Annotated in this window: 15 protein-coding genes and 1 pseudogene; 7 read left to right on the top strand and 9 right to left on the bottom strand. The window is 71.6% G+C overall.

Annotated features, from left to right (window positions below; all coding sequences use genetic code 11):
• Window positions 1-2: 2 nt before the first annotated feature.
• Window positions 3-797, bottom strand: a pseudogene (locus OG286_RS00740) (alpha/beta hydrolase); the annotation flags it as partial.
• Between the two features lie 18 nt (window positions 798-815).
• On the opposite strand from OG286_RS00740, the gene OG286_RS00735 reads away from it, so the two are divergent.
• Window positions 816-1,181 carry a cytochrome P450 gene (locus OG286_RS00735; protein WP_396325884.1) on the top strand — a complete coding sequence of 122 codons (366 nt, stop codon included), beginning with the start codon at window positions 816-818 and terminating at the stop codon, window positions 1,179-1,181.
• Window positions 1,182-1,587: 406 nt separating this feature from the next.
• Here OG286_RS00735 and OG286_RS00730 read toward each other — a convergent pair whose 3' ends face one another.
• The gene (locus tag OG286_RS00730; protein WP_396325883.1) at window positions 1,588-1,992 is read right to left on the bottom strand and encodes a hypothetical protein; all 405 of its coding nucleotides are present in this window, start codon (window positions 1,990-1,992) and stop codon (window positions 1,588-1,590) included.
• A 179-nt stretch (window positions 1,993-2,171) separates the two neighbouring features.
• The gene (locus OG286_RS00725; RefSeq protein ID WP_396325882.1) at window positions 2,172-2,735 is read right to left on the bottom strand and encodes a TetR family transcriptional regulator; all 564 of its coding nucleotides are present in this window, start codon (window positions 2,733-2,735) and stop codon (window positions 2,172-2,174) included.
• A 124-nt stretch (window positions 2,736-2,859) separates the two neighbouring features.
• On the opposite strand from OG286_RS00725, the gene OG286_RS00720 reads away from it, so the two are divergent.
• Window positions 2,860-3,342 carry a hypothetical protein gene (locus OG286_RS00720; protein WP_405359522.1) on the top strand — a complete coding sequence of 161 codons (483 nt, stop codon included), beginning with the start codon at window positions 2,860-2,862 and terminating at the stop codon, window positions 3,340-3,342.
• Here the strand turns inward: OG286_RS00720 and OG286_RS00715 are convergent.
• The 3 genes from OG286_RS00715 to OG286_RS00705 form a co-directional block, all read right to left on the bottom strand.
• A complete protein-coding gene (locus tag OG286_RS00715; RefSeq protein WP_396326183.1) occupies window positions 3,308-4,090 on the bottom strand; it encodes an IS5 family transposase in 783 nt (260 codons plus the stop codon). The genes OG286_RS00720 and OG286_RS00715 overlap by 35 nt on opposite strands.
• Before the next feature lie 306 nt (window positions 4,091-4,396).
• Window positions 4,397-5,392, bottom strand: coding sequence for an IS630 family transposase (locus OG286_RS00710; RefSeq protein WP_405366027.1), 996 nt, complete (start codon window positions 5,390-5,392; stop codon window positions 4,397-4,399).
• A 423-nt stretch (window positions 5,393-5,815) separates the two neighbouring features.
• On the bottom strand, window positions 5,816-6,391 hold the full coding sequence (locus OG286_RS00705; RefSeq protein ID WP_396325682.1) for a TetR/AcrR family transcriptional regulator: 576 nt from the start codon (window positions 6,389-6,391) through the stop codon (window positions 5,816-5,818).
• Between the two features lie 290 nt (window positions 6,392-6,681).
• Between OG286_RS00705 and OG286_RS00700 the strand changes: the two genes are divergently transcribed.
• The gene (locus tag OG286_RS00700) at window positions 6,682-7,443 is read left to right on the top strand and encodes an SDR family NAD(P)-dependent oxidoreductase (RefSeq protein WP_396325681.1); all 762 of its coding nucleotides are present in this window, start codon (window positions 6,682-6,684) and stop codon (window positions 7,441-7,443) included.
• Complete coding sequence (locus OG286_RS00695) at window positions 7,440-7,574, top strand: hypothetical protein (RefSeq protein WP_396325680.1); 135 nt, start codon at window positions 7,440-7,442, stop codon at window positions 7,572-7,574. The genes OG286_RS00700 and OG286_RS00695 overlap by 4 nt, the downstream gene beginning before the upstream one ends.
• Window positions 7,575-7,763: 189 nt before the next feature.
• On the opposite strand, the gene OG286_RS00690 is transcribed toward OG286_RS00695, so the two are convergent.
• Complete coding sequence (locus tag OG286_RS00690) at window positions 7,764-8,660, bottom strand: hypothetical protein (RefSeq protein ID WP_396325679.1); 897 nt, start codon at window positions 8,658-8,660, stop codon at window positions 7,764-7,766.
• A gap of 75 nt (window positions 8,661-8,735) precedes the next feature.
• A complete protein-coding gene (locus tag OG286_RS00685; RefSeq protein ID WP_396325678.1) occupies window positions 8,736-9,206 on the bottom strand; it encodes a hypothetical protein in 471 nt (156 codons plus the stop codon).
• Window positions 9,207-9,525: 319 nt separating this feature from the next.
• On the opposite strand from OG286_RS00685, the gene OG286_RS00680 reads away from it, so the two are divergent.
• The 3 genes from OG286_RS00680 to OG286_RS00670 are packed head-to-tail and all read left to right on the top strand — an operon-like array spanning window position 9,526 to window position 13,075.
• On the top strand, window positions 9,526-10,164 hold the full coding sequence (locus tag OG286_RS00680; protein ID WP_396325677.1) for a DNA-binding protein: 639 nt from the start codon (window positions 9,526-9,528) through the stop codon (window positions 10,162-10,164).
• Window positions 10,164-12,380, top strand: a complete 2,217-nt coding sequence (locus tag OG286_RS00675) for a hypothetical protein (protein ID WP_396325676.1) — start codon at window positions 10,164-10,166, stop codon at window positions 12,378-12,380. Before OG286_RS00680 ends, OG286_RS00675 begins: the two co-directional genes overlap by 1 nt.
• Complete coding sequence (locus OG286_RS00670) at window positions 12,377-13,075, top strand: helix-turn-helix domain containing protein (protein WP_396325675.1); 699 nt, start codon at window positions 12,377-12,379, stop codon at window positions 13,073-13,075. Before OG286_RS00675 ends, OG286_RS00670 begins: the two co-directional genes overlap by 4 nt.
• An 85-nt stretch (window positions 13,076-13,160) precedes the next feature.
• On the opposite strand, the gene OG286_RS00665 is transcribed toward OG286_RS00670, so the two are convergent.
• On the bottom strand, window positions 13,161-13,514 hold the full coding sequence (locus OG286_RS00665) for a hypothetical protein (RefSeq protein ID WP_396325674.1): 354 nt from the start codon (window positions 13,512-13,514) through the stop codon (window positions 13,161-13,163).
• Window positions 13,515-13,562: the final 48 nt, after the last annotated feature.

Here is a 13,562-nt window from a genome sequence, read left to right as displayed (position 1 = left end):
GTTCAGCGCGTGGCGCCCAGGTGCTCGGCGAAGAAGCCGGCCAACGTGTCGACGGCCGGGTCGATGTACTCCCGCCGGTCGTAGAGGTCGACGTGGCTCGCGCCCGGGATCCGGTGCAACTCGGCCGGGCCGGTGGCACGTTGGTGGGCCTCGACGGCCATCCAGGCGGTGGTGGCGCGTTCACCGACGATCTGCAGCATCGGCCGGGGGCCGATCAGCGGGACGGCGAAGAAGGCGTCGAATCCGGCCAGTCGGTCGACGCTCGCCCAGGCCAGAGACTTCGCGGACCGCTCGTGGGCGCCGCGCGGGGTGCAGTAGTACTCGAAGCCCTCGGCGCCGTGCTCGCCGCCGAGCGCGCGGGCCTGCTCGGCCGACTCCGGGAACACCGCCAGAGTGCCGGGGTCCTCGACCCGGGCGGCGGCGGTGCGGGCCCGGGCGGCGGCGTCCAGCAGGGCGCGGAAGACGGCCGGGTCCTGGCCGCCGTCGGCACCGCGCCGGAACTGCCGGGCGGGGTCGGCGGTGCACACCGCGGCCACCGCCCGGACCCGCGGGTCAGCGCCGGTGGCGGCCAGCGCGTACCCGCCGGAGGCGCAGACGCCGAGCAGGCCGATCCGCTCGGCGTCGACCTCGCCGTGCGTGACCAGGAAGTCCACGGCGGCCTTGAAGTCCTCGACCCGCCGGGCCGGGTCCTCCAGCCCGCGCGGGAGGCCGCCCGACTCGCCCTGGTGGGCGGCGTCGTAGGCCAGGGTGACGAAGCCGCGCTCGGCGAGCAGCCGGGCGTAGGTGCCGGAGAGTTCCTGCGCCACGACAGCCCCGTGGAGCGATCCACCAACCGCTACGCGGCGGTGGACCTGGAACTGGGCGGCGTGGCGGTGCCCCGGGGCGGTCTGGTCGTGGTGGCCCTCGGCTCGGCCGGGCACGACGCCGAGCAGCGGGGCTCCGGCGACCCGGCCGCCCTCGACATGGGCCGTCCGGACGCCCGCCACCTCGCCTTCGGCCACGGCATCCACCACTGCCTGGGCGCCCCGCTCGCCCGACTGGAGGCCGCCGTCGCGCTGCGGGTGCTGCTCGCCCGCGTCCCGGAGCTGGAACTGGCCGTGCCGGTGGACTCCCTGGACTGGATCGACTCCGGGATCATCCGGGGTGTGCTCGCCCTGCCGGTCCGGTACCGGCGCGACTGACCGCATCGGAGGCCCGTTCTCGTCACCGGCCGGGCCGGTGACGAGAACGGGCCTCCGACAGCCGGAAACGCCGGTGCCGGGGGTGCGAGCACACCCCCGGCACCGGCGTCCGACCGAGGTCGCCGCGGCCTGTGTCAGGCCGGGACCACCCGGTAACTGCGCATCGCCCACGGCGTGTCCGAGAGACCGAGCAGGGCGGCGACGGCAGCCGCTGCGGCGGCCGAACCGCGGAGCACCGTCTTCGAGCTGAACATGGGGGAACCATCTTTCCGGGGGTGTGCTGGTGACGCCGGTACGGCAGGCGGCAGCGGGGGCTGGGCCGCTCCTGCCGTACCGGCGGGTCAGGTTTCCCGGACCGGGCGTCCGGGACGGCACGGGCTTACTCATTCGGACACCCAGTGGACGCTCAGTGGACGTAGAGCTCGTTGGAGCAGTACGTCCACCAGGGGCGGGGCGGCGTCCAGCCGAGGTACTTGGTGCCGCAGATCTTGATGCTCTTGATGCTGCCGATGTACTTCGTCGCGACGGACTTGCCCTGGTCCACCTCCAGCGGCGTCTTCACGTGGCCGAAATCGTCGGTGGCCTGGACGGAGCCCTTGTAGTAGGTTCCGTCGCCGACGTAGATCCACACCCAGCCCTCGGAACAGTTGTCCACCTGGACCTGGACGTTGCCGAAGCCGAAGTTCTTCGTGCAGCCGGCCGTGGCCGCGGCGCTCGCCGACGCGGGGGTGGCCGAGACGGTGGTCAGCGCGGCGACGGCGAGGCGCAGGGCGCCGGCGGTCCTGGCCAGTTTGCCGAACGGGTTGTTCACGGTGATGCAGACACGTCATCACCACATCGCAAGCACCGAACCGCAGGAGTCTCGTGCAGCGACTCCACAGTGCCGCCCCGGCCAAGGCCCCGGCATCAGTCAAATGACTGCGCTCCTCACCACCCGGCCGGCGCCACCGTTCCTCCCACCCCGTCCTTCGCGACCCGCCCCGCACTCGGTCAGTCCAGCAGCGCGGCCGCCACCCGCCGGACCAGCTCGCGGCGCCGCGCCGCGTCGTGGACGTCCACCACCATCAGCACCTCGGGGGCGATCGTGGGCCAGAGCATGGCGAGGTGGATCATCACCGCGAACAGCAGCCGGGCCTCGAACCGGTCCGACACCACGCCCCTGCCCTGGGCGTCGGCGAGCACCCCGATGCGTCGGCGGACCTCGTCGAGGGCGCGGGCGTCGGGCGCCTCGGCGCCGCGCTCCATGTTCTGCCAGGTGATCAGTCGGGGGATCTCGGGGTGCTCGGCGTAGATGTCGCTCAGCCGGGCCGCGAACTCGGGGAGGTCGTCGTCCCCGTCGAAGGGCAGGTTGTCGACGATCTGTTCCACTGCGGCGCTCCAGACCGCGTCGAACAGACCCACCTTGCTCCGGTAGTAGTGGTAGATCTGCGCCTTGTTGCTCCGGGCCGCCGCCGCGATGCGGTCCACCCGGGCGCCGTGGAGCCCGTGGGCGGCGAACTCGGCCCGCCCGGCCGTGAGGAGTCTTTGCTTGGTGGCTTCGGCGTCGCGTTGCATGCGCAGACCTTAGAAGCCGTTGTCGAACCGATAGTGACGGGTGCGTTTCCGCTGGTCAGGCATAGTGCGGGTGCCTCGGTGGCAGAGACGGGGTGTCGTGTCGTCTCTTCGGTGGAGGTGCCGGATGCCGTCGGTGATGGGGCTGCTGGAGGAGCGCGAGCGTGCCGCCCGGCAACGGGTGGAGGTCCTGCAGGCCGAGCTTCAGGAGGCGGAAGCCGCGTGGGAGCGGTTCGTGATTGCCCGTCAGACGGTGGCGGAAGTCCTGGCAGGGCCTCCTGTGGGCGAGGAGGCGCCGCCGGCCGGGGTGGCCGGTGAACGGCCTGCGCGGGTCGCCGGGGCGGCGCCTGGATCGGTGGTTCCCGCCTGGAGGGAAGGTCTCGATCCGGGTGCGCTGGCGCCGGACTACCAGCGGCTCGTGGAGGTCCTGGCGGGGAGCGGGGAGGAGATGGACTGTCGGCAGCTCGCGGCGGCCTTGGGTCTGGAGGTGGTCACGGCGAAGGTGGAGGGAGTGCGGTCGAAGGCGAAGCGACTGGCCGCGCGGGGCTGGCTGGCCGAGGAACACCCGGGGATGTTCAGCGTGCTCGCCGGGCGAGCCGGCGGCTCATGACCATGCTCATCGACCACCGGATCATCGCCTCGGAGGTGTCGGTGCGGGTCTCGTAGTCGCGGACCAGGCGGCGTGAGTGCATCAGCCATGCGAACGTTCGTTCCACCAGCCACCTTTTCGGCAGCACCACGAAGCCCGCGGCGTCGTCGGTGCGTCTGACCACTGTCAGCGCGATCCGCAGGACATCGCGGGCGAGGTCGACCAGGCGTCCGGTGTAGCCGCCGTCGGCCCACACCAGCGAGATGCGCCAGTGCCGCTCACGCAGCCGCTCCAGCAGCGTCCGGCCGGCCTCGCGGTCGGTGACGGATGCGGCGGTGACCATCACGGCCAGCAGCAGCCCGACGGTGTCCACCACGATGTGCCTCTTGCGGCCGTTCACCTTCTTCCCGCCGTCGAACCCCCGGCTGGCAGCCGGCACCGACGCGGCCCCTTTCACCGACTGCGCGTCGATGATCCCGGCGGTCGGCTCCGGATCACGGCCAGCCGCCTCGCGGACCCGGTCGCGCAGCCGGTCGTGGAACTCCGCGACCAGGCCCTTGTCCCGCCAGCGCCGGAAGAAGGCGTAGACGCGGTCCCATGCGGGGAAGTCCGCGGGCACCGCCCTCCAGGCGATGCCGCCCGCAACCAGGTAGCGCACCGCGTCGACCAGTTGCCGGTGGCAGTAGCCCTCCGGCTGCCCGCCCCTTCCCTCCAGCCAGGCGGGCACGGGCATCGCGTCGCGCACGACTGCCCACTCCGCGTCGGTCATGTCCGAGGGGTACCTCGGACGTCTGTGCGGCCGGTCCCCGGCATTCCCGAACCGGTGAGCGAGGCAATCACACGACAGGGGTGCGGAGTTGGACGGCAACGTCACGGAGACGGAAGACTGCGGCACCAGGGGCCTCCTGTTGCTCGGCTGGATTCGACACCCACGAGCTGTGCGGGAGGCCCCACTTTCATGCCCCGCCGACCAGAAGATCACCCGACCGAGTCGGCAGACTCGAACTCACGATCACCAAGATCGATAGAGCAACGGCTAGTTAGTGGTCGACGCTCGAAGTCCTTCGGGGGTTGATCAGGCTGCCAGGGCGACGGAGGATTCTTCTTCTCGGTCGGCGGGTGTGTGTCGGTCGAGCCGGGCCAGCAGATCGTCCAGGTCGGAGGTGGTGAACTTCCAGTGGAACGGCTGTGCCGTGGCGTTATAGCGGTCTTCGAATGCTCGGAGCCGGTCCCCGACCTCGTCGAGGTTGGTGAAATCGTTGGGTGAGACGACCTTGCGCTGGACGACGGAGAAGTAGATCTCCACCTGGTTTAACCAGGAGGCGTGCACGGGAGTGTGGATCATCACCGCGTTCGGGAACGCCGCCCTCAGCCGGTCGGCGGCCTTCTTACCACGGTGGGAGGAGCCGTTGTCGACGACCCAGAAGACGCGTTTCGCGCTGGCGTAGGGTTCCTGGGTCATGACCTGGGCGACCAGGTTCATGAAGGGGACGATGCCGGTCTTGGGCTCGCAGCGGCCGAAGACCTTCGCGTGGTGGACGTCGTAGGCGGCCAGGTAGGCCAGCGCGCCGCCGCGCTCGTACTCGTGGCTGACGCGCATCGCCCGGGCCCGGCCCGGGGCCAGGGTCGGATGACAGCGGCAGCGGGCCTGAACGGAGGTCTTCTCGTCACTGGAGATCACGTACTCGTCCTCGCCCAGCGGGATGCCCTCGAACGTGCGGGCGTACAGGTCCAGGACACGCTGGGCCTTGGCACGGAAGTCGGGGTCGCGGATGAAGATCCAGGACCGGTACTGCCAGGGCTTGAGCGCGTCCTCGCGCAGCCAGCGGCGCACCGTGGACGCCGAGATCGTGTCGGTGATCCCGCGCGCGGTCAACTCGGCGGCCAGCTCCGGGCACGACCAGCGCGACAGCGGCACGCCGGTCTCGGCGGGTAACTGGCAGGCCAGCGCCTTGGCCTCGGCGACCTGCAGCGGTGTGAAGGAGGGCGGCCGCCCGGACCGCTTGCGATCTTCCAAGGCGGCAAGCCCGCCGGCGGCGAACCGGCCGCGCCAGGTGCGAACCGTGTCCAGGCGCAGGCCCGTCTCGCGCGCGATACGAGCGTTGGAGCGCCCGTGCCGCGTACAGCACGATCGTTGCCCTGCACCGGGCCTGATACGGGGTCTTGTGACCGTAGGCCGCTCTCTTCAGCCGGTGCCGCTCGGCGGCGGTCAGGACGATCGGGCGGGCGACGGCAACGGGCAAGGCAGGCAAGCCGATCAGCAGAAGTGGATCTCACCTGCGGGAGTCGGCCGACCCCTCCACGGCGACCGGGCTGGATGGGCGCATGCCCGACATGCCGGAGTCGACCAAGACCCCCTCGCCCAGAAACTGCCTACCTCACCGGGGATCGGCCACGGGCGTCCGAGGATGTAGTCCTGCTCCTCCGCCCTGTTCGACCGGGTCGGCGAGTGGGGCTCTCCCGGAAGCAATGAGATCTTGGGTCCCGCCGCCAGTCAGCGCCGATCGGTGCTCAGGCCGTCCAGGGTGAGGTCGAGGAGGCGTTCGGCCTGCTCTCGCTGTTCCGGCTTTCCCGAGGTGAGGGCGATGCCGGTGAGGGCGGCGAACATGTCGGTGGCGCCGATGTCGGAGCGGATGGTGCCGACTTCGATGCCGGCGGCCAGGAGCGAGGTCAGGGCGGCCATCATCATCTCGTGGCTCTGGGCGTAGGGGTTGACGCCGGTTTCGACGAGGGCGCGCAGGGCGTCGGCCATGCCGAGCTTGGCGGTCGCGTAGTCGATGAAGCGGCCCATCCAGGCCCGCAGGGCCTCGCGCGGGGCCAGCGCGGCCAGCAGGTCGGGGGCCGCGTCGCACAGCCGGATCAGCTCGTTGCGGTAGGCGGCCTCGATGAGGACCTCCCGGGTGGGGAAGTTGCGGTAGAGCGTGCCGGAGCCGACGCCGGCCTCCTTGGCGATGCGCTCCAGGTGCGCTTCCAGTCCCTCTTCGGCGAAGACGCGCACCGCGGCCGAGAGGATCTTGTCCCGGTTGCGCTGTGCGTCGGCCCGTAGTGGGCGCGCTGTCTCTCTGGCCATCCGCGGTCTCCTGTAGTCCCGGCTTGCTAACCGGCGACGCCTCCACTTACAGTGGGGGAACTGGAGGCGCCTCCACTTCCACTCTAGGGCATGCAGGCCCGCATCCGCCGCACACGAGCGCATGCGTGCCTCCGTCCCATCCTCCCGACATCGCGCGGCCACGGCCGCCAGTCCCGGGAGCAACTGGTGGGCCATCAGCCCCGACCCTGTCACGCCCTGGGCTTTCACACCCGCACGACTCCCGCTGCCAACGCAGCACGTGGGAATCCGCTCACTCACAGGAGAAGAAGATGAGTCTCTCGCTCGAAGGAAAGGTCGCCGTCGTCACCGGCGGCGCGTCCGGGGTCGGCCTGGGCATCGCCCAGGAGTTCGTTGCCAACGGCGCCCGCGTGGTCATCACCGACCTGCACCAGGAGGCGCTCGACGAGGCGGTCGCGGCGATCGGGCCGAACTGCTCGGGGATGGTGGCCGACGTCACCAAGCTCGCGGACATGGAGGCCGCCTACCGACAGGTGAAGGAGCGTCACGGGCGACTCGACGCGGTCGTGGCCAACGCCGGGATCGGCGCGCACGCCCCACTCGGCGCCATCACCGAGGAGCAGTTCGACCGGACCTTCAACGTCAATGCCAAGGGCGTCCTCTTCACCGTTCAGCCCGCGCTTGCGCTGCTGCCGCCCGGTGGCACCGTCGTCATCATCGGCTCCACGGCGTCCATTCAGCCGCCGCGCGGGATGAGCCTGTACGGCGGCTCGAAGGCCGCGGTACGCAACTTCATCCGGGCCTGGATCCAGGACACCAAGGGATCGGGCATCCGAATGAACATCCTCAGCCCCGGCGCGGTCGACACCGACTCCCTGCGCAGCGCACTGGCGATGGCCCAGGGAGCCGACCACGTCGACGCCGCCGTCAAGACCATGGGCGAGGGCAACCCGACCGGACGGATCGCCGACCCGCGCGAGATGGGGAAGGCCGCGGTCTTCCTCTCCAGCGACGCCTCCAGCTTCATCACCGGCGTCGAACTCTTCGCGGACGGCGGCATGGCACAGGTGTGAGCCACCCCGCCCAGCGGTCCGGCCACCCGGCCGGGCCGCCCCCGCCTGGCGCATCGCAGCGATGCGCCGGCACCCCCGAGGACGCCCTGGACTACGCCTGCAGCCTCTACCTCGCCATGCACGGGATCTGACCGACTGCCAGACGCGACAGCGGCTCCCGAGTCAACCTCCGAAGGACTTCGGCCGTCGACCACTAAGGACCACGTCTACACCCACACCGAGGCCGAGGTGATCATCGCCGCAGCCGCCGCGCTGTTGCGACTGCTGCCCTGACTCTTAGCGGCCCCGGCCTGTCCACCGTGGTGGCCGGGGCCGCGGTGTCAGTAGTCCTCGTCTTCGTCTTCGTCATCGAGGTGCGGGCGCGGTTGGTCGGCGGCGTGGACCTGGCCCCAGCGCAGGGCGTGCCGGACGGCGGTGGTCATCCAGCTCATGGCCTGTTCGGGGCTGGGTTTGGTGAGCTTGTAGACCTCGCAGACGATCCGCATGCCGCCGGGGTGGGCGGCGATGCCGACCAGGTTGTTCCACAGGTCGATCCGGTACTCCCATGGCTCGGGTTCCCCGCGTCGCCTCGGCACCGGCGCGGGCTGCCGGGCGCGGACCCAGGCGCCGTCGTGTTCCAGGTCGGCCTGGCCGTCGCAGGCCCGCAGCAGGACGTCGTTCCACTCGTCGCCGATCGCCGGGTGGGGGAGGAACTCGCGGGTGCTGTCGCGGAACCAGCCGCGCAGGAGGTCGTCGTCGTCCGCGATGCGCTTCTGGCCGCCACCGTCGACCAGGGCGCCGATGAGCCGGCCGAGGTGGGCGACCGGCTCCAGGTCACCGGCCCACTGGTAGTCGACGGCGACCATGACCCGCCATGTCTGTTCCACCCAGCGGCCACGGGACGGATCGCTGCTGATGCCCCAGCCGGCCCCGAGGCGAACCGCCTGCCACAGGTTCATGCCCTTCGGCCCGACGAACTTCCCGTTCGTCAGGCCGACCAGACGCGCCGGAACGTGCGGGGTCCGGGCGCGGTGGAAGCCGAGCTCCGGGGACCAGCACCAGGGGTTGGCCTTGAAGGTCCTGCGGAACTCGGGCTCGTCCACCAGCCCCTCGTGCCACCAGTCATCCAGGTCCCAGCCGCTGTAGGGCTGGCACGTGTGGCCGCAGTAGGCGGGGAATCGGCCGTCGGGGGCGCGCCGGCGTGGCGCCGGTACGGAGGCGGGGGCGGTCTTCGTCACGCCCTGCCAACGCGGCGCTGCCCACGCCGGATACGGGGACAGAGCACCTGGCGACGGGGGTAGCGCCGCACTGGATCAGTCCAGCGGAGCTTTCTCGGCCTTCTTCGGCTCTGTGCCGCCATGGGCCGGGTGGTCGGCATGGCATGTGGGGCACAGGCCGCCGTCGGCGGTGTAGCGCCGGGCCATAGAGGCGCACTGGCCGCACCAGGGGATGAGGTAGTCGAGGACCTCGCCACCGTCCGACTCCGTCCCGTCCTGGTGAACGAGGACGCAGCCCTCAGGCTCAACGGAACCGACCGCAAGCAGTGGCAGAGCGCCTCCGTCGGAGAAGGCCAGCCAGCCGACGACGGGAACAGTCCAGGTGGTCCAGGCCGGGCACTCGTCGTCTCCCGTGCTCCAGCGGCGCACCCGGACGCCCGGCTCCGCTGTCAGGGCACCGACCGCGGTCGGGACCGGCTTCAACCCCGCGTAGCCGGGCCGCCGGTAAGCCGCGACCAGGCGATTCTCCGAACTGAGAACCATCGCCGCGCCGTCGTCGAAGGCCACGACCGGCTTGGAGACCATCCGGTTCTCCGGCCGCTCGAACCGCGCTACCAGCCCTGTCTGCTGACTGCCGGTTGGTGGGGGACGGTACACGAGCTCTCCTTTTCGCCATGCTGCGCGTTGCCAGTTGGACCGCGCTCGTGGTGACCGTACGGGCAGCGCGAGTGCGGGGAGGCGGGTTCGGCGGATCTGGCTGCTTCCATCGGACAACGGCCAAGGCGTGCTTGTACGACTTACTAGAGGGGCGTGGACAGTGTCGGTGGGGAGGCGTAGGGTCGCCCTAGCGTTTCGAGTTGAATGGATAGGCGTGGAGGTTGTGGGTGTGTTCGTGACGACCGGGCAGGCCGGGACGGCCCTGGGGTGCTCGATCCCGACGGTGAAGAAGCTGATGGCCACCGGCGTGGTCCCGGGCGTTCGCGAGCAGGGTCGGCAGGTGTTCCCGCTGGCCGCGCTCCAGCGGTTGCAGGCCCGCCCTGCCGCGGACCTGGCCGTGCTCGGCGCGGCCGAGGTCGCGGTGCTGCGTTCGGACGCCCCCGCGCGGGTGGAGGAGCCGGACCGCGAGTGGATCGGCTTCGGCACCGCACTGAACGAGACGCAGCTGCTGGCCGCGCTGTCCGGTTGGTGGCGCTGCGACCCGGCCCGGGTCGCGGCCGGCGCCGTGCTGCCGGTGACGGTGGCCGGGTTCGTCGTCGCGGTGCTGACCGGCCTCACCGCGTGGGAGGCCGACGGCACCGCCGGCACCGCGGGGCGGTACCGGTTCCCGGAGGCGCGCCTGGCCGGTTACCTGACCGACCTCACCGCCCCCGCGAACGCCGCCGACCCGGCCGACCCCGAGGACGCCCGTCTGGCGAGCTTGCTGCTCGGTACCCGCCTGGCGTCGGTGTCCGGCGGCCCGCTTGCCTATGTCATCACCAACCCGACCACCGCTGACCAGCCCGCCGTCGAGGGGGAGCAGGCCTGATGGACCGCAGGACGTACACCGCCGAGCTTGCCGGTCTGCGCGAGCTGCGTACCGAGATCACGGCCGCCGAGAAGACGGTCGCGGCCGCGCAGAAGGAGCTGGACAAGCTCACCGCCCAGCGTGCGCGTCGGGTTGCCGGGCTGGCGGGGTACGAGGGCGCCCAGGCGCCGGCCATCGCGAAGGCCTCGGGTCTGTCGGTCGGCGACGTCGTGCGGATCGCGCCGCTGCTGGACCCGACCCCGGCCGCCGTCCGCACCGCCAAGGCCGACGACCAGGCCGCCGCTGTTGCGCCTGCCCCGGCGCCCGTGGCCGAGCCCGCTCTGGTCGCCGCGCCTACAGTCGCCGTGGCCCCGGCGCTGACCCGTCCTGCCGCCGTGGCCAAGCAGCCGGCCGCGGTCGCCCCGGTGGCCGAGGTGTCACACGAGGACGAGGACAAGGCCGTCGCCGAGCAGCCCGCCCCGGCCGCGCCCGCCGTTGCTGCGCCGGTCGCTGCCCCGGTGCGTCTGGTGGTTGAGGCCGGTCCGCGCGAGCTGCCCACCCTTCCCGAGGGTCCGGCGGGTGCGCGGTTCGAGGCCGTGACGACGGGCCTGGTTTCCAAGCGCCCGAACTTCGTCCAGCAGGCCCGCGCGACGGTTTTCCTGGACGTGGCGGCCGGGATGCTCGCGGTCCGCGACCAGGTGGTCCGGGTCGACCTCGGCGCCCGCACGCCCGGGGAGATCCTGGACGCGGTCCTCGCCACCGCGCCCGGCACCGAGCGGGTCTACATCACCGCCGGCGCCCCGTGGCATGACGGCGCCGAGCGCTACTCCACCCTCAAGGACGCGGTCGCCGCCTGGCTGAACACGCCGTCGGAGCGGTGGACGACCGCGGTCGGCTCGGGTCGGGACAAGCTGGCCGGGCACTTCGTGCACCAGCGCCAGCCGGTCGGCCGCTACGCCCCCGCGAGCGCCCCGGACAGCGGCAGCACCGAGATCCGCAGCATGGGGGAGTGGTTCGACCCGGACGGCGCCGACGTCGTCACCTGCCGCCAGGCGTTCACGCTGCTGTGGCAGGCGCTGCGCCGGCACTGGGACGACGCCGTGCTCATGGGTTCGCCCAGCCAGACCGGCCGGGATCTGTGGTCGCGCACGATCCCGGTCACGGGTAAGTGGGCGGGGGGCTACCCGGTCCTGTCGGAGGAGCTGCGCGGGCTTCTGCACGCGACCGGCGGTCAGGGCCGCACGGAGCTGATCCTGCCGCCGCGGGTGCCGGAGCAGCTGCCCGCCCTGGTGGAGTACGACCGCACGTTCGCCTACGCGAAGCACCTGTGGAAGTCCCCGGTCGGCACGCCGCGCCGCATCACGGCTGCGGCGTTCTCGGCGATGTCCGAGCAGGAGCAGACGAAGGCGCTGATGTCCTGCTCGCACTGGAACGTGCGGGTGACCGTCCCGGCCGGGTGGAACCACGTCGGTCTGCTCCCCGCACCGGTGACCGGTGACCGCGCCTGGGTCTACCCGGCCACACCGGGTGCCACCTTCACCACGTGGGCGGGTGGCGCGGAGGTCCACCTCGCCCTGTCGAACCACCTGATGCCGTGGAAGGTCGAGATCCTCGGCGGCCTGCTCTTCGAGGACGGCAAGCCCTTGGACGAGTGGGGGAAGCGCCTCAAGGGCGCCTGGGCGGACCTGACCAACCTCTCCCGCATCCACGGGGACGAGCGACAGCGCACCGCCGCCTACCTCGCCTCCCGCGCCGTGCGCAGCGTGCTGCTGTTCGGCCTCGGTGGGTTCGCCCAGCGCCCGCGCCTGGTCTCCGGCACCACCCCGCTCGGCGAGGCGCTCCCGGCTGGGGTGGAGATCCTCGGCCAGGACGACCAGGTCGTCACCTGGCAGCGGCAGGCCGGCTTCTCCCGCGACCCGTACGCGCACCCGGAGTGGGCCGCCTACGTGTGGTCCGGGGCGCGGGCGGCCCTGCTGGACATGAAGTACCGCCAGGGCAAGGAGGTCATTGGCTACGCCGGGGCCCTGCACGCGAAGCCCGGCACGGTCGTCTACTTCGGCACCGACGGCATCGCCCTGACCGAGCGCCAGCCCTGGCCCTACCGGGGCGAGCCCGGCGACTACCTCCTCAAGGGCCACCTCACCGGTCCCGTCGAGCACCCGACCAGCCAGGAGCAGTACCTCAAGCTGCGCGGCCTGGGCCGCGCCGAACTCGCCGAGAAGGGAGCTGACCAGTGAGCCCGGCCGACCCGAACAACCCGAACGAGGCCGCGCGCCTGACCCAGGAGCTCATCGACCAGGGCTACACCAAGCGCCAGGTCGCCAAGATGCTCGGCCGCGACGCGAGCCTGGTCTCCCAGTTCTTCACCAAGGGCAAGGGCAAGGCGTTCGTCGGCGCGCTGCGCCAGGTGGTGCGGGCGGTGCGCGGGGGCGAGCGCGACACCGAGGCGCTGTCTGGGATCGCCGAGGCGAACACCACCCGTCGCCGCACCAAGACCGGGCAGAAGGCCCGGGTGCGGGGCAAGGACGTCGTCGGTAAACCCGGCGAGTCGATGGCCGGTCGCGCGGGCAAGCAGGCCATCAAGTCCGGCGCCTCCCACCTCGCCCCGGTGGTGCACGAGACGGGCCAGGCCGGAGGCCGCCTCGCCTTCACCGTCCGGATGAAGGCCAACCAGTACACGATGTCGGCCGGCTCGACGCAGGACTCGCCGGGTCTGCGCCGCGGCTTCATCCCCCGCGCGGACGGCACCGAGGAGCGCACCTACGGCTCCGCCAGCACCGGGGGCTTCGACGCCGTCGAGTGGTCCCAGCGGGTCGCGGACCACCACGGCGACGTGACCGAGGCGATGCGGGCCTGGCTGGTGGAGACCGGTCGCGCCGTCGAGGACGCCGACATCGCCTACCTGGAAGTCCGCGGCTGGGTAGCCGAGTAGTAGGCCCGGTCGGCCTCTCCTGTGACTGAGCGCTCCAGTTGGCCCGTGTGCGGGTGAGGCGGCCGGTTGAGTGTTCGGCTCGCTGTCAGTCGTCCTCGGGCCGGACACGGCCGCCTCGGGCGCAGGCCAGCACCGTCGTGGCTTCGGCGTTGAAGAAGAGCATGAACGCCCAGGCTCCATCCGCCGTCCTGATCCTGCCGATGCGCAAGGGTTCCTCTCCTGCTCGTTCGAGGATCCCAAGGGTCTCGGTGAGGCCGAGTGTCGCGACCCCGCGCCTCTGGGTGTTCCGGAGCCGAAACGAGTAGGTGCCGAAATGCCGGCTGGCGGGGATCAGGCCGTCCCAGACATCGAAGGTGCCTCCGGAGAGCAGGGCGTCGCGTGCGGGGCCGCAGGCCGGCGTCTGGTCGGCGAGCATCTCGGCGAGGTCGTCGCGTGTCATGTGTCAGATCCTGGCGGGCGTTGCTCAACTGGCCAACTGAAATACCCA

The sequence above is a fragment of the Kitasatospora sp. NBC_00039 genome, from assembly GCF_045160625.1.
In the GTDB taxonomy this organism is placed as follows: domain Bacteria; phylum Actinomycetota; class Actinomycetes; order Streptomycetales; family Streptomycetaceae; genus Kitasatospora.
The sequence above is the reverse complement of the archived record's forward strand: the minus strand, read 5'-3'. Positions and strand labels throughout refer to the sequence as shown.